Source organism: Sphingobacterium sp. Lzh-3 (assembly GCF_046764375.1).
Lineage (GTDB): Bacteria > Bacteroidota > Bacteroidia > Sphingobacteriales > Sphingobacteriaceae > Sphingobacterium.
This window is the reverse complement of sequence record NZ_CP177226.1, coordinates 4,154,682-4,176,070: the sequence shown is the minus strand read 5'-3', so window position 1 is coordinate 4,176,070 and position 21,389 is coordinate 4,154,682. Positions and strand designations below refer to the sequence as shown.

Sequence of the window (21,389 nt, the reverse complement as noted above, 5' to 3'; positions counted from 1 at the left end):
CAATTATTTGTGCTATATCACCTATTTTTCTCGTATTTACCTACTTATTTGGTTGGGGAAAAGATTTTCGGAAGGCCAAAGGAGACATATTTGTCTTCGCTTTGAATAACTTGTTAAATGATTGGGGATGGCCAAAGCCCAAGTCGTAAGCAACTTCGCTTACGGATAGGTCTGTGATGGATAATTTCTCTTTTGCTTTGTCAATTATTTTATCATGGATGAAATGTTGCGTATTTTCACCGGTCTGCAAACGGAGCATATCGCTTAAATAACTCGCCGAAATGTGTAGGCGTTCAGCAAGATACTGTACCGTTGGGATGCCTTGTTTGGTAGAAATATTGTTAGAGAAATATGTTTCCAATATTTCATCAAGTTTGGCTATTAAGTTCGTATTAATCGCTTTTCGTGTGATAAATTGTCTTTTATAAAATCGGTTGGCATAATTTAAAAGTAATTCAATATGGGAAATAATTACATCTTGACTAAAGTCATCGATTCGGCTAGTTAATTCTTCATCGATGTGTCGGAAGATGGAAATAATTCGGTCTTTTTCTTTTTCGGATAAATGTAGGGCTTCATTTGTGGTATAAGAAAAAAAGCCGTACTGTTTTATTTTTTTTGCTAGCGGATATCCCCAAAAGAAATCAGGATGTATCAAAAGGGTATATTGTGAGCATACTTCGCCTTCATTTGCGCCGTGGTTCCCTATAATTTGATTTGGAGCGGCAAACAGAAGTCCACCTTCGTCAAAGTCATAGTAACCTTGTCCATAGATGAGTTTTCCTTTAACACTCGGTTTGTAGGATATTTTGTAAAAATTCAATACATGCGGTTGAGGAATATTGTTGAGCATCACCTGATGAGTGCTGCCATTCACCATGCTAACCAAGGGGTGGGCCGGTGTTGGAAGGCCAAAAGCACGGTGAATATCCGATAGGGATTCCATCTTTGGAAGAGCTTTTTGTTCTTTTTTCATTTTTGAATTTACGTAATTCTCGTTTACAATAGCCGATAATGTAAACGAGAATGAATTATTGACATAGGGATTACTTACTTGGAAACGCCTTGAGCTTGGGCTGAAACAGTATCCCATTCTTTCCATGTGGCAATCCTTTCGGCATATACACTACTTACCCAAGATAGGTTCCCATTTCCTAGATTAAACCGCAAGGGAGGATTTTCTGTGTCAACAATACTGAAGATTGCAGCTGGAGTTGCATTCGGATCGCCTTTCTCCATTTTTCCTAAATCAGTAAAAAATTGGGCTTTAAAATCCTGGTAAGGATCTAATGTTTCAGCAAATTGTAGTGATTCCTGACTCCCAAATTCTGTGGCGTAGGCTCCGGGTTCTATGATGGTTACTCTGATGCCAAACGCTTTGACTTCAAGCGCTAAACTTTCGTGTATTGCTTCAAATGCCCATTTTGAAGAACAATAGTATCCGATTACAGGTAGTGTGACATGGCCTAAGCTACTTGATGTACCTAAGATGTGACCATGTCCTTGCTGACGTAATAATGGTAAAACAGCTTGAATGACAGCGACCGGTCCAAGGATATTTGTTTCATATTGTTTTCGAATATCGTCCATGCTAGCTTCCTCAATAGTTCCAACCAGAGAGTAACCTGCATTGTTAAGGACAATGTCTAGCTGGCCAAAGTGATCATATGCCTGTTGTACAACAGTTTTTACTTTTTCGGTATCGGTAACGTCCAATTCCAGTGTCAATACGTTGTCTCCATATTTCTCATTGAGATAGGCGATGGAAGAGAGTCGTCGTGCGGTAGCAATTACTTTGTCGCCTCGCTGGAGCGCTGCCTCTGTCCAGATTTTCCCGAATCCGCGCGAACTGCCCGTGATAAACCAGATTTTACTTTGCGTATTTTGTGTCATATTTCTTTGTATTTGTAATACAAACTTCCATAAAGCGCGTCTAATAAAAATCGCCAAATTGAGGGAATATGTAGCCGAAAGGAGTTTTGTGAAATTTATTTAGGAGAATAATTCTATGAAATTATTTTTTGTCTCTTAGTCGTAATTTTGAATTAACTTAGTATGTTAAAATCTGTTTTATAAGATAGATTTTCAGTAAACGTAAAGTTCCGTATGCAGCGTGTAATTGCTAAATCCATTCTTAACAAAACAAAACGAAGAGATCCTTGGTTTCTTGATGACTATACTTTAAATCCCTATAGTGGATGCTCTTTTAACTGTCTATATTGTTATATCAGGGGCAGCAAATATGGGGTAAATATGGCTGAAAAGCTAAGTGTCAAACAGAACGCGATTGATTTGTTCGATCGTGCTTTAGCGCTCCGTGCCCGTAAAAAACAATATGGAATAATTGTACTGTCGTCTGCAACAGATCCTTATCTGCAATTTGAACAGACGGAGTTACTGACGCGGCAATTGTTGGAAATTATATTACATTATCGTTTCCCAGTGCATATTATCACCAAATCGGATCTTGTCAGTAGAGATTTTGATTTATTGAAGCAGATCGATGCTGAAGCGATACTCCCATTTGATCTGCAAGATAAATTAACCCATCGTGCCTTTATTACCTTTTCATTTTCGACCATCGATTCGGAAATTGCCAGAATATTTGAACCGGGAGCACCATCGCCCGAGCTTCGTCTGAATACCTTGAGCCAGGCACGGATGATGGGATTGTGTAGTGGCGTAAGTTTAATGCCTTTGTTGCCTTTTATTTCAGATACAGGAGCTCATCTTGATCAGATGTTTTCGACTTTTCGATCCGTTGATGCAAATTATATTTTTCCAGCAACCTTGGCGTTATATGGTTCTGACCCTGGTGATAATCGGACTTTGGTTATGCGTGCGGTTGAAAAACACTATCCACAGCTCGTGGAAAAATACCAACAATTGTTTGGTCCGGACGGTAAGCTTCCCAACTATTATCGACAGGCATTTGCGGAAAAGGTAAAGGGATTATGTGTACAATATGGGGTGCGAGACCGGCTGTTTTAGCAACTAAGTTTACTGATTTTATCTTCGAAAAATCAGATCTCATTTTTGTTTTTATAAGTTGTTGTAAAATAGGTCTATATGGACCGAAAAAGACGTTTAATTTATTTTTCGTACCTTTGTACTGTCAAAAGACAGAATGGCGTGAATTTATTCCGCTATGGCTTTGTGCCTTTGGCACAGCCTAGGTTGTTCGTTATACTTGTTGAAGTATATTTTGGGGATGCTTTTTTAATGGAGCATTTCGTCTTTAAAAGATTAGTTTCTTTTTCATCATTGCTCTTACCGAACCGAGAGTAAAGTATGTTAGTTAATAAGTTGATTGAACTGTACGAGTAAGATTTCGATCAAACGAACTCAACCGTAGGGATATTTTTATTTGTAAGAAAATAGCGTAGGCGTATGGCCTTAGTGGATTACTCATGCTCTTTTTGTTTACTTATGTTAAAAAAAATTAAAGAATGGATAAAACTAGCAAGGTAAAAGTAAAAGTTGAAGACTTGGTACTTGTTTTCGGAAAACAGAAGAAGCAAGCTTTGAAATTACTAAATGAGGGTTTCTCCAAAAAGGAAATCTTGGCAAAGACAGATTGCACGATCGGAATCAACAAAGCTAATTTTGAAATCTTCGAGGGTGAATTTTTTGTAATAATGGGACTATCAGGCAGCGGGAAATCTACCCTGCTCCGTTGTCTTAATCGATTGAACGAACCTACATCCGGAAAGGTATTTATCAATGGAGAGGATATTACAGGGAAAAATAATAAAGATCTTCTTGAAGTCCGTAGGACAGAAATGAGTATGGTCTTTCAGAAGTTTGGTCTGTTGCCACATCACACCGTATTGAGCAATGCCGCTTTTGGTTTAGAACTAAGAGGGGAAGAACGGGAAAAACGGGAGTCCAAGGCTCAGAAAGCACTTGATGTAGTAGGACTGAGTGGATTTGAGCAACAGTTACCGTCTCAGTTATCTGGTGGTATGCAACAGCGGGTTGGACTGGCTCGGGCACTTGCCAATGATCCCGAAGTATTACTGATGGATGAGGCATTTTCTGCACTAGATCCGCTGATTAAAACAGAAATGCAAGATCAGTTATTGGAGCTGCAGGATAATTTACAGAAAACGATCGTTTTTATTACCCATGATCTTGATGAAGCAATCAAATTGGGCGATCGAATTGCTATTATGAAGGATGGTGTCATCGAACAGATCGGGACCGCGGAAGATATCTTGACAAATCCAGCAAGTGACTATGTTAAAGCCTTCGTCGAAAAAGTGGATCGCAAGTCCATCATTTCGGCAGGTTCCCTGATGTTTGAGAAACCCACTGTTGTACGTTTCAAAAAAGATGGCCCTGAGGGGGCTCTACGAAAAATGCGGTCGACAGGAATTGAAATTCTCCCAGTAGTTGATGCCCATGAGACTTTTCTTGGTTTTGTTCATATGAGTGAAATCATTCAATCTGCAAAGCGTAGGGAATCTACCGTAGAATCCATTATACATACTACCGTTCCAACCGTATCAAAAGAGGTGACCGTTGAAGAGATGTTGCCCCTGATATCGGAGATCCGGTCGCCAATCGCTGTGGTGAATGAACATAATCGTTTGTTGGGGATCGTAACACAAACATCGTTGATTATCGAAGCGACAAAGTATAATGAAGAAGAAATTATTGAATTAAAAGAGAAAGCAAATAATCAGTAGAAATGAATAAAGTAATCGATATAGGACAATACATCGCTGTAGCCGTCAATTGGCTGACAGATCATTTAGAACCATTTTTTAACTTGATAAAAAATACGGGGAATGCATCCATTATTGGACTGGAATGGGTGCTAACAACAATACCTTTTTTTATTATCATCGCATTATTTACAGGTTTAGCCTGGTGGAAATCTGGGAAAGGGGTTGCATTGACAACGTTGGTGGGATTAACATTGATCTATCTGATGGGATTTTGGATTGCAACGATGGAGACTTTGGCCCTAGTGTTGGTCGCTACACTGACAGCATTGGTTATATCAGTTCCTTTGGGCGTGTGGGCCGCGAAGAATAAACTAGCAGCGAAAATCATTCGGCCCTTACTTGACTTGATGCAGACAATGCCAGCGTTTGTTTATTTGATTCCGGCAGTATTATTTTTTAGTATTGGTAAAGTCCCGGGAGCTTTTGCTACCATTATTTTCGCTATGCCACCTGCCGTCCGTTTGACGACTTTAGGGATTGATGCCGTTCCAAAAGATATCGTGGAAGCTGCACGTTCATTTGGAGCAACCAATAGTCAGATCTTATTTAAAGTAGAGCTGCCCTTGGCTACAAAAACAATCTTAGCAGGGATCAATCAGACCATATTACTGTCTTTATCGATGGTTGTTATTGCCGGAATGATTGCTGCTGGTGGTCTGGGAGAAAAAGTGCTTGAAGGTATTAACAACTTGGATATTGGTCTTGGTTTTGAAAGTGGTTTGTCCGTTGTGATTCTCGCTATTATTTTGGATCGAATTACGCAGGGCTTTGTAAAAAAGAAAGCATAATATGAGGAAAATAAAAAGTATGGTATTGTGTCTGATGGTGTTGTTGCTTGCTTCATGCAGCACAGGCCGGAATAAAAATATTATTCATATCGGTATGGTCGATGGCTGGGCCGAAGGAGTCGCAATGACAGAGGTAGCAAAAGTTATTATGGAAGAAAAGGGGTATCATGTCGTTATCCAACGCGCTACACCAGATATGATTTTAGCCTCGATGAACAATGGTGATACAGATCTATATATGGATGTCTGGCTGCCATTGACACATGGAAGTAAAGTGGCTAAATTCCCCAATATTGAAGAGCTTGGAACGAGTTATAACCATGCGCGAAATGGACTTGTTGTACCGGATTACGTAACAATTGATGGAATTGAAGGGTTGAAAAAACATGAAAAAGAGTTTGATAAACGGATCATTGGAATAGAAAAAGGGGCTGGAATAACACGTGCCGTGGATCAGGTGATCAAAGATTATAGCCTCGATTATAAGCATGTAAATTCATCTACCGTAGCTATGATCACGGAATTGCAAAATGCGATCAAAGCAAAACGTTGGATTGTGGTAGCTGGTTGGCAGCCGCATTGGATGTTTGCTAAAATGAAATTGAAGTTTTTGGATGACCCCAAAAAGACATTGGGTGATGCCGAGCAAATTAAAATTTTTGCACGGGGAGACTTTAACATTGAGCAGCCTGAGCTAGCCCGATTTTTCTCCAAAGTCTACTTTGATGAATCAACAATGGCTGATTTGTTGTCACAAATGCAGGGAAGCCAGGACAAAGCATTTACGGCAAAAGAATGGGTCAAGAAACATAACGATCTCGTGAAGGGCTGGTTATTGTAAGCTGAGTTGATTAAATAGTTATGTCACCACAGTACACTAAACGGCATAACATAGGGAGGGCATTGTCATTATGACAATGCCCTTAAATATTTACGGGCCAGTTGGATTTGTTGTTGTTGTATGCTGGATAAAGGATATCTGCTATCATCAATCCATGTGTCGAGCCCCTTTGGAAATTCCCAGGCGAAATCTAAGACTTTCGCTTTTTCTGCAGCTAAAATAATGTCATGTTTCGTTGCATGTGGATTGGCAATCTTGATGTTATTATAAATGCTATCCTGGATGAGTGGAAAGTTTTCTGCCATATCCTGATTTCTATTTGTATCCATAGTGAAATATTTTTAAAATAATTAAGAATGATTCTAAATAATTTTATACTTTAGTCAAAGATAGCAGTCATTCTATTGTTATGGGGTCTGCTTAAAGGAGTAAAATGTCCGTCGAAGGGAATATTTCTACTAAGATTTATTGCTAATGTGCGTAAGACTATTTGAATCCTAAAAGGAATTAAAAATGGCACTAAGATTATATGATATTGATTCACCCAGTTTATTATTGGAGCGGACTTACCCAAGTACCTGCTTTTCCGTCGACACGGGAATTTATGAATCTGTAACACATTTGGATACTACTTTTGGAAAAGGTTTTTACAAGGAGGTTTTCTTCGACGGTATTCATATTGGTTACGGTCATGCACAGTTATTTAAACGGATGCGGTTTCGTTTTGAAAGTGATTTTGAAACGGTTGAAATGCACTTTGCCTTAAAAGGCAATAGTCGGGCGAGTGGCGAAATGATGCCCTTAGGTGTAAATTTTGAGACCTACCAGCATAATATTATTTACGGAAATTCAATGTGTGGTCAAATGGAGTGGGGGAATCAGGAGTTTCAGATATGTGAAATAAATTTATCGCCCGAATTTTTTAAAAGGTTCCTGCCCGAAGATGCTAAATTCTTTGCAGATTTTCGGAATGCCATTGACCGTGGTAAATCGGGGTTGCTGACCAATATGCATAGACGGATTACCCACGATATGTATCAAATTATCAACGAGATAATTAATTGTCAACGAAAGGGAATTTTTAAGAAAATTTTCCTGGAAGCAAAGATTATGGAGCTCTTGCTTCTTCAATTGGAACAGTTTCAGGAAGAGGATTCTGTAGCAGTTTCGTTAAAAAAAGCCGATATCGATAAGATATATGCCGTTCGTGAGTTTCTACTAAAAAATATGGATACCAATAGTACACTGGTCAATCTTGCGCATCTGGTGGGTACCAATGAATTCACATTGAAAAAAGGTTTTAAGGAGCTCTTTGGTACGACTGTTTTTGGTTTTTGGCATGGCGCAAAAATGGAACATGCCAAGAAACTGATCTTAGATGAAGATCGAACAATCGGTGAAGTTTCTGATTTGGTCGGTTACAAAAATCAACGCCATTTTTCGGACGCCTTTAAACGTAAATTTGGAATCCCACCGAGTAAGCTAAAAAATACCTTGTGATGTGGAATAGCTTTTTTCACACTTTACGGACCTTTTTTTCCCTCTTACGGAAGTTTTAATAGCGCATGAACCGGGTTTGATAAAAGTCGAATAATTACCTTTGTTTAGAAAGATTCTTAATAGAAATCTTTTGATCAAATATGTATGTAATTAGAAAATCATGGGAAAAACTGAAATGAAAGTAATACAGCTCGCCCTGACCGTAAGTAGAAAGGAATATGTGACGCCACATTATATTCGTGTTTATTTGACTGGTGATGGTGTAGATCAAATCGCTAATACGACCGTCGGAGTCAATAACAAGATCTTGATTCCGCCAAAGCATGTAGATCGCATTTATTTTCCAGAATTTGATTATGAACGAGGGCAGTGGAAGCCGATGGATGACGCGATCAGGCCAACAGTTCGAACTTATACACATCGCGGTATCAACCTTGATAGAAATGAGGTATGGATTGATTTCGTTGCCCATGGTGATGAGGGGCCAGCTTCCGCTTGGGCTATGGCTGCAAAACCTGGCGATGCGCTCGGGATTCTGATGAAAGCAGGTAAGACGTCCCTATATGAAGTTACGGCGAACTATCTCCTTGTCGGGGATGCAACTGCAATTCCTGTTCTGGGAGCAATCTTAGAAGATTTGCCACCTTCGGCAAAGGGAATATGTATGATTGAAGTACATGGTAGCGAAGATATACAGCAATTGAAGACTAAGGCTGCTATTGATTTTATCTGGTTACATAATGATACGCCACAGGAAGGTAGCCTTTTGGCGGATTTGGTGAAGATCAGATCCTTGCCCCAAAAGGATAAATTCGCTTATGTCGCTGCTGAATTTTCGACAGTTAAGGAGATTCGCAATTATTTGCGTAAGGATCTCGGTTGGGGAAGAGAAGAGCTTTATGCTTATTCGTATTGGAAAGCTGGAGTTGCTGAAGATAAATCTGCTACTGATCGCCGTAGTGAGAGTGAAGAAATCCAGGCCTAACGTTTACGATAGGTTATGGAGAAACAGAAACAACTGATCTTACGTGGCAAGTTAAGTAGGGTGATGTGGCAGATGTCGTGGCCTGCCGTGATTGCAATGGTCCTGTATGGTCTGAACAATTTTCTGGATGGTATTTTTGTTGGTCATCTGATTAACAATACAGCGTTGGCAGCAGTCGGTGTAACCTATCCTTTGGCCCAATTTGCGCAAGGTTTTGGTACCCTGATCGGAACAGGTATGGGGGCGGCAATCAGTATTTGGATAGGTGGGGATCAACAGGAGAAATTACATAGGTCATTTGGTACGGTGCATTTTTTGACGATTATTTTCTCTCTTATAATTACGCTCCCTTGCTATGTATTTGCCGACAAATTGGTCTACATGATGGGCGGTCGAGGTGAGATATTGGCTCTTGGGGTGGATTACTTTCGGGCAACCATATTGGGTAGTTTTTTCTGGATTTATGGCCTGGCACTCAACATGATTATTCGTGCAGAGGGTCGTATGAAAACTGCAGCCTGGATGATTGCAATAGGATTGCTTGTTGATGTCTTACTTAAGCCGGTTTTTATAGAACACTTTGGTTGGGGTGTTTCAGGAGCAGCTTGGGCAACCAATATATCGATGATCATCTACACATTTTTAGGTGTATGGTATTACGCTGGGGGAAAGGCTTCGTTCAAAACAAAGTTTTGGTCTTTATCTTGGGATTTATCGATTTTAAAAGAAACGTTTTCGTTAGGAATGCCCGGGTTTGTCATGATGGTCATGATTGTAATCCAGAATATTGTTGTCTTCAACGCATTGGCCAATTACGGAAATGATATGGATATTACGTTTTTTACAGCGGTCAATCGGTTTTATATTTTATTAAATACTCCACTATGGGGGCTTATGCGGGCTTTGCAGCCTGTAACAGGGATGAACTATGGTGCTGGGCAGTATACGAGAAGTATCAATTCGTACCGTTTATTTGCCATTACTGGACTGCTGATTCTGCTTCCGTTCTGGTTGCTGGTGATGCTGCATCCCGTTGCTGTGATATCGATCATGATACCAGGAGCAATTTTTTCAATACAGCAGCTAATGGATTTCAGAATTTACATGAGTGTTTTATTGGTTCTTCCATTTATTTTTATGGCGATGGTGTGGTTTCCTTCTATTGATGATGCCAAACCTGCAACTTTTATAAGCATATTGCGCCAGATTGTTTTTTATATTCCTATCTTAATTATAGCGCCAAAATATTTTGGTGTACATAGCATTTACGTAGCGAGCGCGGCGATAGAATGGATTATTTTCATTATAGTCATCTATGCAGTTCGACGAAGCACGCGGAAACTCAAATTACAGGCTGGCCCATAGCGGATATTGCATTGAAACCTATTAATACTAGGTTAAGCAATCCTTAAGATTGTATTATTAATACATGGTTGATCCTCTATTAATAGATGCTTCATTATTTTGGCGAAAATTCAAAATAATGAAGCCTAATAAACTACCTCAATTTAGAAAAACAGCGCCTTCTTTTACGATAACAATGCAGAGACCGGTTGATTAGAATGTTCAATCGAAATGGGATTTGTGTCTCTTGAGTCAAAACGTTATTTTTATGGTTTGGATCGTAGTTCATTACAGAGAACTACACATCATGACGAATATGGAGGAGCAAAAAATTATTTTGGTTGAAGATGAGCAGGATGTTGCTGATTTGATCGTACAAGGCTTAGGCGAGGATGGCTATAGGGTCATTCATCTGGGGCGTTCGGAAGGTCTGGAACAGCTTTTGGCGAAGCAAGATGTCTCTCTTGTGCTATTGGACATTCTTTTGCCGGGAACTAACGGCTTGGATATTTGTAAGCAGATCAGACAGTGGGGGTATACCGATTTACCTGTTATGATGCTGACTGCACTTGGTACTCCGGAGAATGTGGTGCTCGGACTCGATAATGGTGCCGATGACTATCTTTCCAAGCCCTTTAAGCTAATTGAATTGAAGGCTCGGATACGTTCATTGATCCGCAGGCAACAGTCTATTGTACAGGCAACACAACGTGAGTTACAGCCATCGAAAGACACATTTAGTTATGGTTTTCTAAGTATTGATGATTATAAAAAAGTAGCCTACTGTGAGGGGCAGGAACTCAATCTCACAAGTACGGAGTATCGTTTACTCTTGTTGTTTATTCAGAGCCCCAAAAAGGTGTTTGAGAGAACGGAGCTTTTGGACAAAATATGGGGAATAAATTTCGATATTGGATCAAATGTTGTCGATGTTTATGTGAATTATTTGAGAAAAAAGATTGAAAAAATAACGAGCAAAAAAGCGATCCATACGGTTATTGGTATGGGATATGTTCTAAAAATAGAAGATTGAATATTTAAAAATGCACAATTATAATCGAAAGCTTATTTATCTCATTGCAATTCTGGTTATTTATGTGAGTTGTTTTGTTGGCTTTATTTTTTATTCCGTTACAAATTTTGCTTTTACAGATTTTTATAAACGGCTGGATCTGCGGCGAAATATTGCTGCTGAAAAATTTCTGAATAGTAAATCCGCCTCCCAGGCCGATCAGTGGAGCCTTGATTTTATAGAAAATCTCAATAATCAGCATGAATTTTTGGTGGAATTTGATAGCAATGGTACTATTTTAAGAAGCCAGGGATTTCATCAAGAACTTTGGGATAAAATCAATAAAAAAGGAAGCTCAAATTTCAAGTCGGGTAATCAATTCTATTCAACTAAATATTTTTCGCAAAATGGTCGAAAGTATATTGTGGGCGCTTCCGCTGAAAATTATTTTTATACACACCATTTGGCCTACCTTCGTAATCTGCTTATTATAAGTCTGATTTTGGGGATTCTCTTTATATTCGTTGTTTCGGTTTTTATGAAACGTTCGTTCTTAAAGCCAATATTGACCATGATGAAAGAGGTGCAAGAGATTGGTTCGGAAAATCTCTATAAGCGATTGGATGAGGATAAATATAAAGGTGAGCTTCATGGTCTGGCACTCACATTTAATCGGATGTTGACGCGCTTAGAAACTTCTTTCGAAACACAAAAGAACTTTATCAGCAATGCATCACATGAGTTAAATACGCCATTGACATCCATCATAGGACAGGCCGATCTTGCTTTATCCAAAGAACGAACAACAGAGGAGTACCAACGAACATTATTTAAGATCATTGAGTCGGCAGAGCATTTGGAAAAGAAAACAAAAGCACTTTTACTGTTGGCGCGTACAGGTTTTGTGAATAATGCGACCGCATTTAGCCCCGTTCGTATTGATCAGATCGTGATGGACGCCGAACTGACTGTTAAGGCCATCAATGATAAATTTAAGATTATCACAGATTTCAGCCTTTTACCAGATGATAGTATGCGCCTTAAGGTGAATGGAAATGCAATTTTGTTACAGCTTGCGCTATCCAATATTATCAGTAATGCCTGTAAGTATTCATCCGATAGAACCGCTTATATTGCTTTAGGAGCATTGGACAATAAAGTGTTTATTCTAATAAAAGACAAAGGTATCGGAATACCCTCCCGCGAGTTGGATCATATCTACGACCCTTATTTTAGAGCGTCCAATACGAGTGGCATTGACGGCTATGGTATTGGACTTCCTTTGGCCAGAAATATTATTAAGCTGCATGGTGGTACATTGAAGGTCAATTCTGTTGTAAGTGAAGGCACTACGGTAGAAATTGAACTACCCACTTACCTTCGGTTCTAATGTAGTTTTAATTTTGATCGTATTTCTAATCTTATTTTAATCCTATTGCTCGCATTCTAATGGAAAGCTAATTTTAGATTCATTCCGTTGCCATATGTGCGTTTTAACTTTGCTAAAAAAAAGCATGGCTAAAACAACGCGTATATTAATACCTAGTGATTTTACAGTTGACTCACTCCATTTTGTGCGTCAAAGTATTGAAGAGTCAATGGCTGATTCTATCGATATTATCCTTGTGTATGGCAATAAAAGCAGCACTTCTGCGAGTGAATTACTCGGAATTCGATTGGAAGATCAACTGGAAACACTTCAGTCTGAATCTTTTTTAAAAGCCTGTAGCGGAATCTATCAGCGCTATAAAAACCGTAAGCTCAGTATTTTTGCAGATATTTTGGGTACCGATAACAGTCATTATTTGCAGCATTACCTCAAAGGACAGGCTGTAAATGAGGTTATCATACCACGTGATTATACCTATAAAAAGAAAACACGCAATTTTTTTAATGTCGCTAGTGCACTCCGTAAAGTCGAGAGTCAAATTCCTTCTACAATTTCATTTAAGGAACAACCAGGTATCAGAAACAGAGAAATCGGACTGATTGAATGATCGATCGGAGTTTTTACCATTGTTTTTAGCTGAAATTCATCATTTATAACTTATCTTCTATCTATTTTTATGGGGCATATACAAGGCGGACCATCACCTTTACAACGGTTGGCCAGCTTATTACATACTGAACGAAAAACGATCAATTTTATATTTATTTATGCTATTGTCATCGGTATCTTTAGTCTGACGATTCCAATTGGAATCACAGCGATTTTCAATTTTTTAAGTAATGGAGCGATGTACAGCTCTACCTATATCTTAATTGCCTTTGTCCTGTTTGGTGTAATCGTAGCGGGTACGTTATTGATCGGTCAACTGACCTTAGTCGAGTATTTAGAGCAAAAAATCTTCTTAAAATCGGCACTTGAATTTTCTTATCGCCTCCCAAGAATAAAACCTAAAGAGTTACTTGGTAAAAATCTTGTGGAGTTGGTTAACCGATTTTTTGATGTTATCATTATTCAAAAGGGAATTATTAAGCTTTTGATTGATATCATCGCTGCGGTCGTTACTATATTCTTTAGTGTGGTGTTGCTGTCCTTTTATCATCCCGCATTTTTGGCCTTTGGCCTGGTTGTCATTCTATCGGTTATCGCGATCATTGTCTTATATTATAAAAGAGGATTAAGGACGAGTATTGAAGAGTCTGAATACAAATATGAGACAGTTGCTTATTTGGAATCTGTTGCCGGAAAAATTGACCATTATCGTGCTGATGAGATGAAAATGAATGAAGTGACAAGAACCACAGATTATATCGTCAGTAAATATTTAGGGGCGAGGAACGATCATTTTAAAGTTTTAAAGCGTTTTTTTATTGGTTCTGTCCTACTTCGGACCCTGTTGTTTGGAGCGATGCTCTTGCTGGGTTCTTATTATGTTGTTGAGCGCCAAATGACTTTTGGTCAGTTTGTAGCTGCTGAAGTTGTCATCGTTCAAATTGGTTATGCCATTGAAAAACTGATGACAAATTTGAATACGATTTTTGATATGCTTACTGGAGTTGTCAAATTGGCGGCTGTAACGGATCTTGCGTTGGAGGAGGACGCTGCAGTTTATGTTGATTAATAAGGATCGTTCGAGTCAGAAAACGCTCTCATGGAGAGATCTTTCCGATGATGCAGTTGGCAAGTTATTGAAAGAGCGGGGATCCCTCGTCTTGGGGCGAATTCTTGTGTTTTCTGGGATTGTTTTTGTACTAGCACTTTTTCTCCCATGGCGGCAGACAATTCCTGGAGTAGGAGCGGTTACCGCTTTACGTCCACAGGACAGACCGCAGACCATCCAAAATCAGATTGGTGGTCGCATTGAGTATTGGGCGGTTACCGAAGGGCAGGAAGTGAAGAAAGGTGATACGATTTTAGTGCTTTCGGAGACTTCTCAATCTTATTTTGATCCCATGTTACCATTGCGATTAGAAGAGCAATTGAATGCCAAACAAAGCGGAGAAGATGCAGCTAATCAAAAAATGAAAGCCACTGAAGCACAGATTGACGCATTGAAAAATGGGCTTGATTTCCAGCTTGCGTCAGCTAAAAATAAGGTGATTCAAGCTCAAAATCTGGTAAAAATAGATAGCGCAGAATTGGTCGCTGTCATGAGCTTTTTTGAGACCAGTGAAAAGCGGCTTAAACGGTACGAAGAGGGCTATCGTGACGGTTTATTTTCCTTAACAGATATCGAAACAAGGCGCTTAAATCTGCAAAATGATCGAGCTAAAGTTGTAAGTGCAGATAACAAGTTGTCGAATTCAAGACAATCATTAACGAATGCCAGTATCGAATTAAACAATATCCGTGCAAAGTACAATGAATCATTGGCGAAAGCGCAGTCCGATTTAAGTTCCGCCTTTTCCTCCAAAGCCTCAGTACAAGGGGATATCGCCAAACTGAGAAATGAGATATCCAATATTGATGTACGACGTGGGTTATATGTCGTGAGGGCGCCACAAGATGGTTTTATTGTAAAAACCTTTAAGGCAGGAATTGGTGAAAATATGAAGGAAGGAGAGTCCGTTGCGACATTACAGCCTAAAAAACCACTGCTTGCCGTAGAGCTTTATGTAAACGCAATGGATGTTCCACTGATTGAGCCGGAAAGTGATGTAAGGCTACAATTTGATGGCTGGCCATCGATCCAATTTTCCGGATGGCCGTCTGTCGCGGTCGGTACCTTTGCTGGAAAAGTTTCAGTCATCGATAAAGTGAGTAGTACGAATGGCCGATTTAGGATTTTGATACGCGCAACAGATCCTGTTCCGGAAGGAGATGAGCCTTGGCCTGTTCAGTTAAATCAGGGCTCAGGTGCTTATGGAAGGGTTATTTTAAATAAAGTCCCATTATGGTATGAGATATGGCGACAGTTGAATGGCTTTCCGCCGAGTTTGGAAAGAGAACCAAAAGAAAGGGAGAAAAAGTAATTGTTATATGAATAAATTGAATTTTATTTTTATCGTGTTGTGCTTTTTTTTCTCTCCTCATCTTTCGGCTCAGGAAAAGGAATATGGAGCAAGGAATACTTTTACAGTGGATGATATGGAAGAGCTTTTAATGGCCAATCATCCCATCGTTAAACAAGTGAATCTGCTGAGTGAAACTGCAAAAGCCCAGGTAACACAAGCGTTAGGGAAGTTTGATCCGACGTTAAATTCCAGTTTTAAAAATAAGCATTTTGGCAATACGGATTATTACAATCAATGGAATAGTGAGTTGAAAATTCCACTTTGGTTAGCAGGCGCAGATCTGAAAATTGCTTATGATCGAAATGTTGGTGATTATACAAACCCGCAATCCCGAACAAATAATGCCGGGCTTTCCGCAATCGGTTTAAGTATTCCGTTGGGGCAAGGTTTAATTGTCGATAGCAGAAGAAATACGTTGCAGCAGGCAAAGGCTATGATCAGCTACCTCGAAGGCGAAAAGATAAAACAAATAAATGCCATTTGGTTTCAGGCGCTTTCAGATTATTGGAATTGGTATTTTGCCTATCAGCAATATCAGCTTTTATTGGAGGGTGTAAAATTGGCTGATCAACGGTTTAAAGCAATCAGCGAGCAGACGATGCTGGGAGATAAACCTGTAATTGATTCCATCGAAGCTTCGGTCGTTGTAAAAGAACGGCGGATAGAACTTTCAAAGTATGAAGTTGAACTTAAAAACGCGAAAATTGTATTGTCCAATCATCTGTGGAATGACCAACAATTTCCGGTAGAACTTCCCGATCATGCCATACCGCTTAAGCTCGAAGATCCTGTTATTTTGCCAGATAATAGTGTGATCGAGGCACTTCTTGATTCGGCGAAAATTGCTCATCCCGAAATGATCAAGTTGGCGAGTAAAAATCAACAACTTCTATTTGAGGAACGTTATCGAAAAGAAATGCTTAAACCTAAATTCAATGTGTCAGGCACGCTCATTTCTAGCCGTCACGGTTTTAATGACTTTGTTCCACCGCAGTATGATTTTAATTGGCAGAATTATAAAGTAGGTTTTGAATTTGCTTTTCCACTTTTTATTCGCGCCGAACGTGGGAAGCTCAAAGAAGTACGGATTAAGCAAGATCAGCTACTATTTGAACAGGTTGCGACCGAGAGAAATATTTACAATGAAGTCGTTAAGAAGTATAATGATTTAAATGCTTACAGTAAACAGATTGAACTTCAATCGATCAATATAAGTAATCAGGAACTGCTTCTTAGGGGTGAATTAAATAAGTTTGAACTGGGGGAATCCACCTTATTTGTTGTTAATAGTAGGGAAAATAAGCTGATCGAAATGCGTATCAAGCAAGAGAAGCTTGTTACGGACTACAGAAAGGCACTAGCGGAATTATATTACAAAGCCGGAACTAAATTTTAATCCCATTTTAATCTGCATTTTATTTTTAATCTCATTTTAATATAAGTCCTAAAATTCTAATAGAAAGTTAATTCCAGATTCATTCGGTTGCCATGATGACCTATTAATTTTGTATAAAAATAATTGGATATGGCAAAGGCAATGCGTGTATTGATTCCAAGTGATTTTACGATTGATTCACTTTTTTTTGTGATTCATAGTATAGAGCAATCGACAGCTGAAGCACTTGATATTATTCTTGTTTATGGTAATAAGAGCAGTACATCGATCAGCGAACTATTGGGAATCACATTGGATGACCAACTCAGTAATCTTCAGTCGGAGGACTTTTTGAAGGCTTGCCAGATGATCTGTCATCGTTATGAAAATCGTAAGCTAAATATCTACACAGATATCATCGGCTCTGACAATCTCAATTATTTACAACATTATTTGCGCGGAGCTCGGATTGATGAAGTCAAAGTTCCCACAGATTATGAATTTGAAAAAAGAACACGGCATTTTTTCGACGTCGGACAGGCTTTGCTTCACTTGAGTAAAAGTAAACAGAAGAATGTATCGATCGTAGCGAGACCTGGGACAAGCAAAACAGGGGGAAATGTCCTGGCGGATTTATTTTTTAACAAGAAATGGGATGTTAACTATTAAGAGAAAAATATTGGCGAGGTTCAACTTCGTGTTGTTGTCCTTTTTGCTTTTAGGAGCTAGTTCGATGGTTATGTTTTATGAAAACCCCGAGCGGCTTTTAGAAGGGGAGTGGGAAGAGCAAGGTTGGTACTTTGAGAAAGTGGAGAAGTCTCCGACGTTCAAAAAACAGGCGGTTATCCATGAGGGAATAAAAGATGCTGCAATCGCTCACCTTCCACCCTTGCAGGATGGGTTATGGCATTTTGAAAAAATGGGTGACAAAAATTTTATCGCCCATCATGAGGACAAACAATACAATTGGTTTTTGAAAGGACGAGGACATATCCTTGAGCTTCGGAAAAATGATAAGCTTATAGAGAGCTTTGTCATACAGAAATTAAATAAAAACCAATTGGTGCTGCATCTCAATTTGGATATGCAGACGAAAGGAATTGCACGTATTGTGCTGAAGAAAGGAGGAAAAGAGAAGTATGCTGAGAAAATATAGTAACCATAGGACGATTCAAGATAATATCAAATTAGGGGGAATAACTGCATTTTCTGCAGGAATGGTCAATGTCGCATCTGTCATTGTCTTTTTCTCGTTTACCTCTAATGTTACGGGATATTATGCTGTCTTTGCTCAGGAGCTAGCGAAAGGAAATTGGTATCAAGGTGCAGTAGTGCTATTTTGGATTTTACTTTTTCTAGTGGGGAGCATGCTTTCGAATCTTATCATCATTCATGGTAAAGGACGTTTTAGCTCCTATCTGACACATTCCATTCCCTTGGCATTGGAAATACTGAGTATATTATTTGTCGGAATATATCTTGATGTATTTTATGAAGATTCTTTGAAAGAAACAGAGATACTTGTCGGTGCGTTGCTGTTTGCAATGGGATTACAAAATGGTTTGACAGCGAGCATATCGAATTCTGTTGTGAAAACGACACACTTGACAGGACTAACGACAGATTTAGCAATATTGATTTCGATGTTCACAAAGGAGTCCAACCGAAGCAATAAGGCGTTGGTCGACAAATTCCATTTACTGCTGAGTATCGTGGGAGCCTATGTCATGGGAGGACTTGTGAGCGGTATTTCATTCACCTATTTATCGAATAAGACATTTTACGTGGTTTGTTTTGTTCTTTTAATCATTGGATTGTACGACCATTACAAATTGTATCTATTAAAAAAGCAATTTGTGAATCGTCATCGTCAGCCAGTGGCAGCTTAGTTGACCGAGAAAATTCTTGGTTAACTAAGCAAAAGGGCAAATATTTTTTAATCGCATTTCAAAAAATGCGATTTTTTTTGTCGGAAAAATGCTTATCTTCAACCTCGGTTATCACGCTCTACCAATGCGCATGAAAGACTACTTAATCAATTTAAAACCACATCATGATCAAATTCTTTTCCATCCGACCTTTTTGGGCACTCTCTCTAATTTCTCTGTCAGTATCACCCCTCTGTGTAAAACAGGTTTGTGCGCAAGAATTGCACAGCCAAAGATCAGTACATGATCAACATAAAAGCCAACAAAATCTTTTACGGGCGATCCAGTTAATTGATCGATCAATGGAAGTTTATTTCTCCGGTGACGATTTCAAAATGCATCGTTTTTATAATCCATTTACGCAGGCTAGATCGGAAGAAAAAGCGAGTGTATGGATGTACTCTGCGTCCATAGAAGCTGTAAACGCTGTGCTGAGCGGCTTGAAAAAGCAACAAAAGGCGGGTAATAACGAGCTTTACGGAAAGTATTACTCCCGCTATGTGGATTTATTGGCCAAGCTTCATGCAAATGCAGCTTATTATTTAGGGACATTTACGCTAACATCTTTTACACAACATAAAGAATGGACGGTGTATGCTGTCGATCGCGTCCGGGAAAAAGGAAAAGCAAATGTAACTGGAGTACTGAATGTCTATGATGATCAGATGTGGCTGGTCCGGGAATTCTTGGAAGCTTATCACTTGACTGGGCAAGAACGCTATTTGCAAGAAGCTGAATACCTTACTGCTTATGTGCTTGATGGTTGGGATTGTACTTTGGATGAGAAAGGGAATGAGCATGGTGGAATTCCTTGGGGGCCAGGATATGTAACTAAGCATGCCTGTAGTAATGCACCCATTATTGGTCCGCTTGTTACATTGTATGAAATCTATAAAAAGAAAGGAGATCAAATCGTCGCGCATTCCATTGATCCAAAAGATAAATTAACTCGTATTTCTAAAAAAGAGAGGAAGAGCGATTTTTACCTTCGTTATGCTAAAAGGATTTACGACTGGCAAAAGGCATATCTTCTTAACGAAAAGGGTGTTTATGCGGATATGATGGGGGATTGTTTCCCAGATTGTTCGATAGCTTATGAAACGGTCAACGGTGTACAATACCGAAAAAATACCCAGCTCAGAAAAGCGGTTGGAACAGCATTTTCCTATAACAGTGGAACGATGATTTCTGGAGCAGCCGACTTATATCGTGTGACGAAAGCAAAAAGCTATTTAGAAGATGGCAAGAAACTAGCCGATGCGACTTTTACTTATTTTGGAAAGTTAGGGCAGCAGATTCCTGAGCACTATACCTATGCGACAGATGGTTTTAATAATTGGTTTAACGGCGTATTATTAAGAGGATATACTGCTATATATCCGAATTATAGCAAAGCTGGAGTCTATGCAAAATCTTTTCAGGATAACTTGGATTATGGCTATACCCACTTCTTGAAAGATGGATTTCTGCCGAATGACTTGCTTGGAGGCTGGGCAGCTGATAAGAGTAAGAATGATTTGGAAGGAATGTTCATGTTTACATATGCAGCACAATTTGCAACATTAGCGCAAATTGAATCAACACAATAGGTGCACGCGTGGACGGACACCTATTTTTATTCGGATATGACTATTTGCTCGGTCAAGATTTAGATAAAGCAGTTTGAGCGTCCTGAAATTCGGTAGGGCTCTGTCCAAACTGCTTTTGAAAATTACGTGAGAAATGAGTTGCGGAACTGTAGCCCAATAGATTAGAAATTTCGTAAACTTTATGCTGCTTTTGAATGAGGAGCTCAGCGGCTTTTCGAAGTCGCGTTAAATTAATCAGTTCATTGGGTGATAGGCTGGATACCACATTGATTTTGCGATAGAGTGTAGGTCTGCTCATACAGAGAATATCGGCCATTTTATCGACATTGAACTGTGGATCATCGAGATGTTGCATGATGATTTCTTCAATCTTCAGCAAGAACTCTTGTTCACTTTGATTTTGCCCGATATGTTGAATTTGTGACATCGGATTTTTAATAAAAAATTCCTTGACCTTAACTCTATTCTTTAATAAACTGGCTATTTGTGCTCTTAAAAAAGCGGGCGAAAAAGGTTTTTCAATGTAAGCGTCAGCACCAAATTCTAAACCCTGAATTTTTGATTCAATACTATTTTTTGCCGTCAAAAGTATAACTGGAATATGTGCATAGGCGATATCTTCCTTAATTTTTTGACAGAGCTCAAAACCATCCATTTCTGGCATCATTACATCACTGACGATCAGATCGAAATATTCAGAGGCTAATAAATCTAGGGCTTCTCTTCCATTAGAGCTCGTCGTTATCTGATAATCCTCATTGAGATCATCCGCAATAAATTCAAGCAGTTCGGTATGATCATCTACTAATAATAAATTGGATTTGGCATTCATA

General features: G+C 39.1%; 21 protein-coding genes. 17 read left to right on the top strand and 4 right to left on the bottom strand.

Translation table 11 applies throughout. The features are described from left to right. Positions 1-40: 40 nt before the first annotated feature. Entirely contained in the window at positions 41-976 is a 936-nt protein-coding gene (locus ACLCDV_RS17800; RefSeq protein WP_411971797.1) for a helix-turn-helix domain-containing protein, read from the bottom strand. A 74-nt stretch (positions 977-1,050) separates the two neighbouring features. Beyond that, positions 1,051-1,893, bottom strand: a complete 843-nt coding sequence (locus tag ACLCDV_RS17795) for an SDR family NAD(P)-dependent oxidoreductase (protein WP_153845779.1) — start codon at positions 1,891-1,893, stop codon at positions 1,051-1,053. A gap of 213 nt (positions 1,894-2,106) precedes the next feature. Between ACLCDV_RS17795 and ACLCDV_RS17790 the strand changes: the two genes are divergently transcribed. The 4 genes from ACLCDV_RS17790 (at position 2,107) to ACLCDV_RS17775 (ending at position 6,362) form a co-directional block, all read left to right on the top strand. Next, the gene (locus ACLCDV_RS17790; RefSeq protein ID WP_411971796.1) at positions 2,107-2,991 is read left to right on the top strand and encodes a radical SAM protein; all 885 of its coding nucleotides are present in this window, start codon (positions 2,107-2,109) and stop codon (positions 2,989-2,991) included. Positions 2,992-3,449: 458 nt separating this feature from the next. Then, positions 3,450-4,691 carry a quaternary amine ABC transporter ATP-binding protein gene (locus ACLCDV_RS17785; RefSeq protein WP_411971795.1) on the top strand — a complete coding sequence of 414 codons (1,242 nt, stop codon included), beginning with the start codon at positions 3,450-3,452 and terminating at the stop codon, positions 4,689-4,691. Between the two features lie 2 nt (positions 4,692-4,693). After that, the gene (locus ACLCDV_RS17780; protein WP_075993479.1) at positions 4,694-5,521 is read left to right on the top strand and encodes an ABC transporter permease; all 828 of its coding nucleotides are present in this window, start codon (positions 4,694-4,696) and stop codon (positions 5,519-5,521) included. Between the two features lies 1 nt (position 5,522). Continuing rightward, positions 5,523-6,362, top strand: coding sequence for a glycine betaine ABC transporter substrate-binding protein (locus ACLCDV_RS17775; protein WP_317665301.1), 840 nt, complete (start codon positions 5,523-5,525; stop codon positions 6,360-6,362). Positions 6,363-6,430: 68 nt separating this feature from the next. Here ACLCDV_RS17775 and ACLCDV_RS17770 read toward each other — a convergent pair whose 3' ends face one another. Then, complete coding sequence (locus ACLCDV_RS17770; RefSeq protein WP_317665303.1) at positions 6,431-6,691, bottom strand: hypothetical protein; 261 nt, start codon at positions 6,689-6,691, stop codon at positions 6,431-6,433. Positions 6,692-6,875: 184 nt separating this feature from the next. Between ACLCDV_RS17770 and ACLCDV_RS17765 the strand changes: the two genes are divergently transcribed. The 13 genes from ACLCDV_RS17765 to ACLCDV_RS17705 all read left to right on the top strand — a co-directional run bounded on the left by ACLCDV_RS17765 (position 6,876) and on the right by ACLCDV_RS17705 (position 20,556). Further along, entirely contained in the window at positions 6,876-7,862 is a 987-nt protein-coding gene (locus ACLCDV_RS17765; protein WP_411971794.1) for a helix-turn-helix transcriptional regulator, read from the top strand. A 160-nt stretch (positions 7,863-8,022) separates the two neighbouring features. Next, positions 8,023-8,847, top strand: coding sequence for a siderophore-interacting protein (locus ACLCDV_RS17760; RefSeq protein ID WP_411971793.1), 825 nt, complete (start codon positions 8,023-8,025; stop codon positions 8,845-8,847). Between the two features lie 15 nt (positions 8,848-8,862). After that, positions 8,863-10,212 carry an MATE family efflux transporter gene (locus ACLCDV_RS17755; protein ID WP_411971792.1) on the top strand — a complete coding sequence of 450 codons (1,350 nt, stop codon included), beginning with the start codon at positions 8,863-8,865 and terminating at the stop codon, positions 10,210-10,212. 247 nt (positions 10,213-10,459) lie between these two features. Further along, positions 10,460-11,224, top strand: coding sequence for a response regulator transcription factor (locus ACLCDV_RS17750; RefSeq protein WP_235032803.1), 765 nt, complete (start codon positions 10,460-10,462; stop codon positions 11,222-11,224). Positions 11,225-11,234: 10 nt separating this feature from the next. After that, positions 11,235-12,593 (top strand): ATP-binding protein, encoded by a 1,359-nt coding sequence (locus tag ACLCDV_RS17745; protein ID WP_343567904.1) that lies wholly within the window; start codon positions 11,235-11,237, stop codon positions 12,591-12,593. Positions 12,594-12,717: 124 nt separating this feature from the next. Further along, entirely contained in the window at positions 12,718-13,200 is a 483-nt protein-coding gene (locus ACLCDV_RS17740; RefSeq protein ID WP_411971791.1) for a hypothetical protein, read from the top strand. Between the two features lie 69 nt (positions 13,201-13,269). After that, entirely contained in the window at positions 13,270-14,271 is a 1,002-nt protein-coding gene (locus ACLCDV_RS17735; RefSeq protein WP_120332553.1) for an ABC transporter transmembrane domain-containing protein, read from the top strand. Further along, complete coding sequence (locus ACLCDV_RS17730; RefSeq protein ID WP_411971790.1) at positions 14,261-15,622, top strand: HlyD family secretion protein; 1,362 nt, start codon at positions 14,261-14,263, stop codon at positions 15,620-15,622. Before ACLCDV_RS17735 ends, ACLCDV_RS17730 begins: the two co-directional genes overlap by 11 nt. Positions 15,623-15,629: 7 nt before the next feature. Next, entirely contained in the window at positions 15,630-17,060 is a 1,431-nt protein-coding gene (locus ACLCDV_RS17725; protein ID WP_411971789.1) for a TolC family protein, read from the top strand. A gap of 129 nt (positions 17,061-17,189) precedes the next feature. Next, positions 17,190-17,708: a hypothetical protein gene (locus tag ACLCDV_RS17720; protein WP_286898217.1), complete on the top strand. Its 519-nt coding sequence runs from the start codon at positions 17,190-17,192 to the stop codon at positions 17,706-17,708. Continuing rightward, the gene (locus tag ACLCDV_RS17715; RefSeq protein ID WP_248932018.1) at positions 17,695-18,195 is read left to right on the top strand and encodes a hypothetical protein; all 501 of its coding nucleotides are present in this window, start codon (positions 17,695-17,697) and stop codon (positions 18,193-18,195) included. Before ACLCDV_RS17720 ends, ACLCDV_RS17715 begins: the two co-directional genes overlap by 14 nt. After that, positions 18,179-18,928, top strand: coding sequence for a YoaK family protein (locus tag ACLCDV_RS17710; RefSeq protein ID WP_286898213.1), 750 nt, complete (start codon positions 18,179-18,181; stop codon positions 18,926-18,928). The genes ACLCDV_RS17715 and ACLCDV_RS17710 overlap by 17 nt, the downstream gene beginning before the upstream one ends. A gap of 341 nt (positions 18,929-19,269) precedes the next feature. Beyond that, positions 19,270-20,556: a glycoside hydrolase family 76 protein gene (locus tag ACLCDV_RS17705; protein WP_411971788.1), complete on the top strand. Its 1,287-nt coding sequence runs from the start codon at positions 19,270-19,272 to the stop codon at positions 20,554-20,556. Between the two features lie 52 nt (positions 20,557-20,608). On the opposite strand, the gene ACLCDV_RS17700 is transcribed toward ACLCDV_RS17705, so the two are convergent. Next, a complete protein-coding gene (locus ACLCDV_RS17700) occupies positions 20,609-21,388 on the bottom strand; it encodes a response regulator (protein ID WP_317665330.1) in 780 nt (259 codons plus the stop codon). Position 21,389 lies beyond the last annotated feature (1 nt).

What these genes read in the sequence shown, in the direction of transcription:
- ACLCDV_RS17800 (WP_411971797.1), bottom strand. Translation starts at nt 976, where the DNA reads ATGAAAAAAGAACAAAAAGCTCTTCCAAAGATGGAATCCCTATCGGAT.
- ACLCDV_RS17795 (WP_153845779.1), bottom strand. Translation starts at nt 1,893, where the DNA reads ATGACACAAAATACGCAAAGTAAAATCTGGTTTATCACGGGCAGTTCG.
- ACLCDV_RS17790 (WP_411971796.1), top strand. Translation starts at nt 2,107, where the DNA reads ATGCAGCGTGTAATTGCTAAATCCATTCTTAACAAAACAAAACGAAGA.
- ACLCDV_RS17785 (WP_411971795.1), top strand. Translation starts at nt 3,450, where the DNA reads ATGGATAAAACTAGCAAGGTAAAAGTAAAAGTTGAAGACTTGGTACTT.
- ACLCDV_RS17780 (WP_075993479.1), top strand. Translation starts at nt 4,694, where the DNA reads ATGAATAAAGTAATCGATATAGGACAATACATCGCTGTAGCCGTCAAT.
- ACLCDV_RS17775 (WP_317665301.1), top strand. Translation starts at nt 5,523, where the DNA reads ATGAGGAAAATAAAAAGTATGGTATTGTGTCTGATGGTGTTGTTGCTT.
- ACLCDV_RS17770 (WP_317665303.1), bottom strand. Translation starts at nt 6,691, where the DNA reads ATGGATACAAATAGAAATCAGGATATGGCAGAAAACTTTCCACTCATC.
- ACLCDV_RS17765 (WP_411971794.1), top strand. Translation starts at nt 6,876, where the DNA reads ATGGCACTAAGATTATATGATATTGATTCACCCAGTTTATTATTGGAG.
- ACLCDV_RS17760 (WP_411971793.1), top strand. Translation starts at nt 8,023, where the DNA reads ATGGGAAAAACTGAAATGAAAGTAATACAGCTCGCCCTGACCGTAAGT.
- ACLCDV_RS17755 (WP_411971792.1), top strand. Translation starts at nt 8,863, where the DNA reads ATGGAGAAACAGAAACAACTGATCTTACGTGGCAAGTTAAGTAGGGTG.
- ACLCDV_RS17750 (WP_235032803.1), top strand. Translation starts at nt 10,460, where the DNA reads ATGGTTTGGATCGTAGTTCATTACAGAGAACTACACATCATGACGAAT.
- ACLCDV_RS17745 (WP_343567904.1), top strand. Translation starts at nt 11,235, where the DNA reads ATGCACAATTATAATCGAAAGCTTATTTATCTCATTGCAATTCTGGTT.
- ACLCDV_RS17740 (WP_411971791.1), top strand. Translation starts at nt 12,718, where the DNA reads ATGGCTAAAACAACGCGTATATTAATACCTAGTGATTTTACAGTTGAC.
- ACLCDV_RS17735 (WP_120332553.1), top strand. Translation starts at nt 13,270, where the DNA reads ATGGGGCATATACAAGGCGGACCATCACCTTTACAACGGTTGGCCAGC.
- ACLCDV_RS17730 (WP_411971790.1), top strand. Translation starts at nt 14,261, where the DNA reads ATGTTGATTAATAAGGATCGTTCGAGTCAGAAAACGCTCTCATGGAGA.
- ACLCDV_RS17725 (WP_411971789.1), top strand. Translation starts at nt 15,630, where the DNA reads ATGAATAAATTGAATTTTATTTTTATCGTGTTGTGCTTTTTTTTCTCT.
- ACLCDV_RS17720 (WP_286898217.1), top strand. Translation starts at nt 17,190, where the DNA reads ATGGCAAAGGCAATGCGTGTATTGATTCCAAGTGATTTTACGATTGAT.
- ACLCDV_RS17715 (WP_248932018.1), top strand. Translation starts at nt 17,695, where the DNA reads ATGTTAACTATTAAGAGAAAAATATTGGCGAGGTTCAACTTCGTGTTG.
- ACLCDV_RS17710 (WP_286898213.1), top strand. Translation starts at nt 18,179, where the DNA reads ATGCTGAGAAAATATAGTAACCATAGGACGATTCAAGATAATATCAAA.
- ACLCDV_RS17705 (WP_411971788.1), top strand. Translation starts at nt 19,270, where the DNA reads ATGGAAGTTTATTTCTCCGGTGACGATTTCAAAATGCATCGTTTTTAT.
- ACLCDV_RS17700 (WP_317665330.1), bottom strand. Translation starts at nt 21,388, where the DNA reads ATGAATGCCAAATCCAATTTATTATTAGTAGATGATCATACCGAACTG.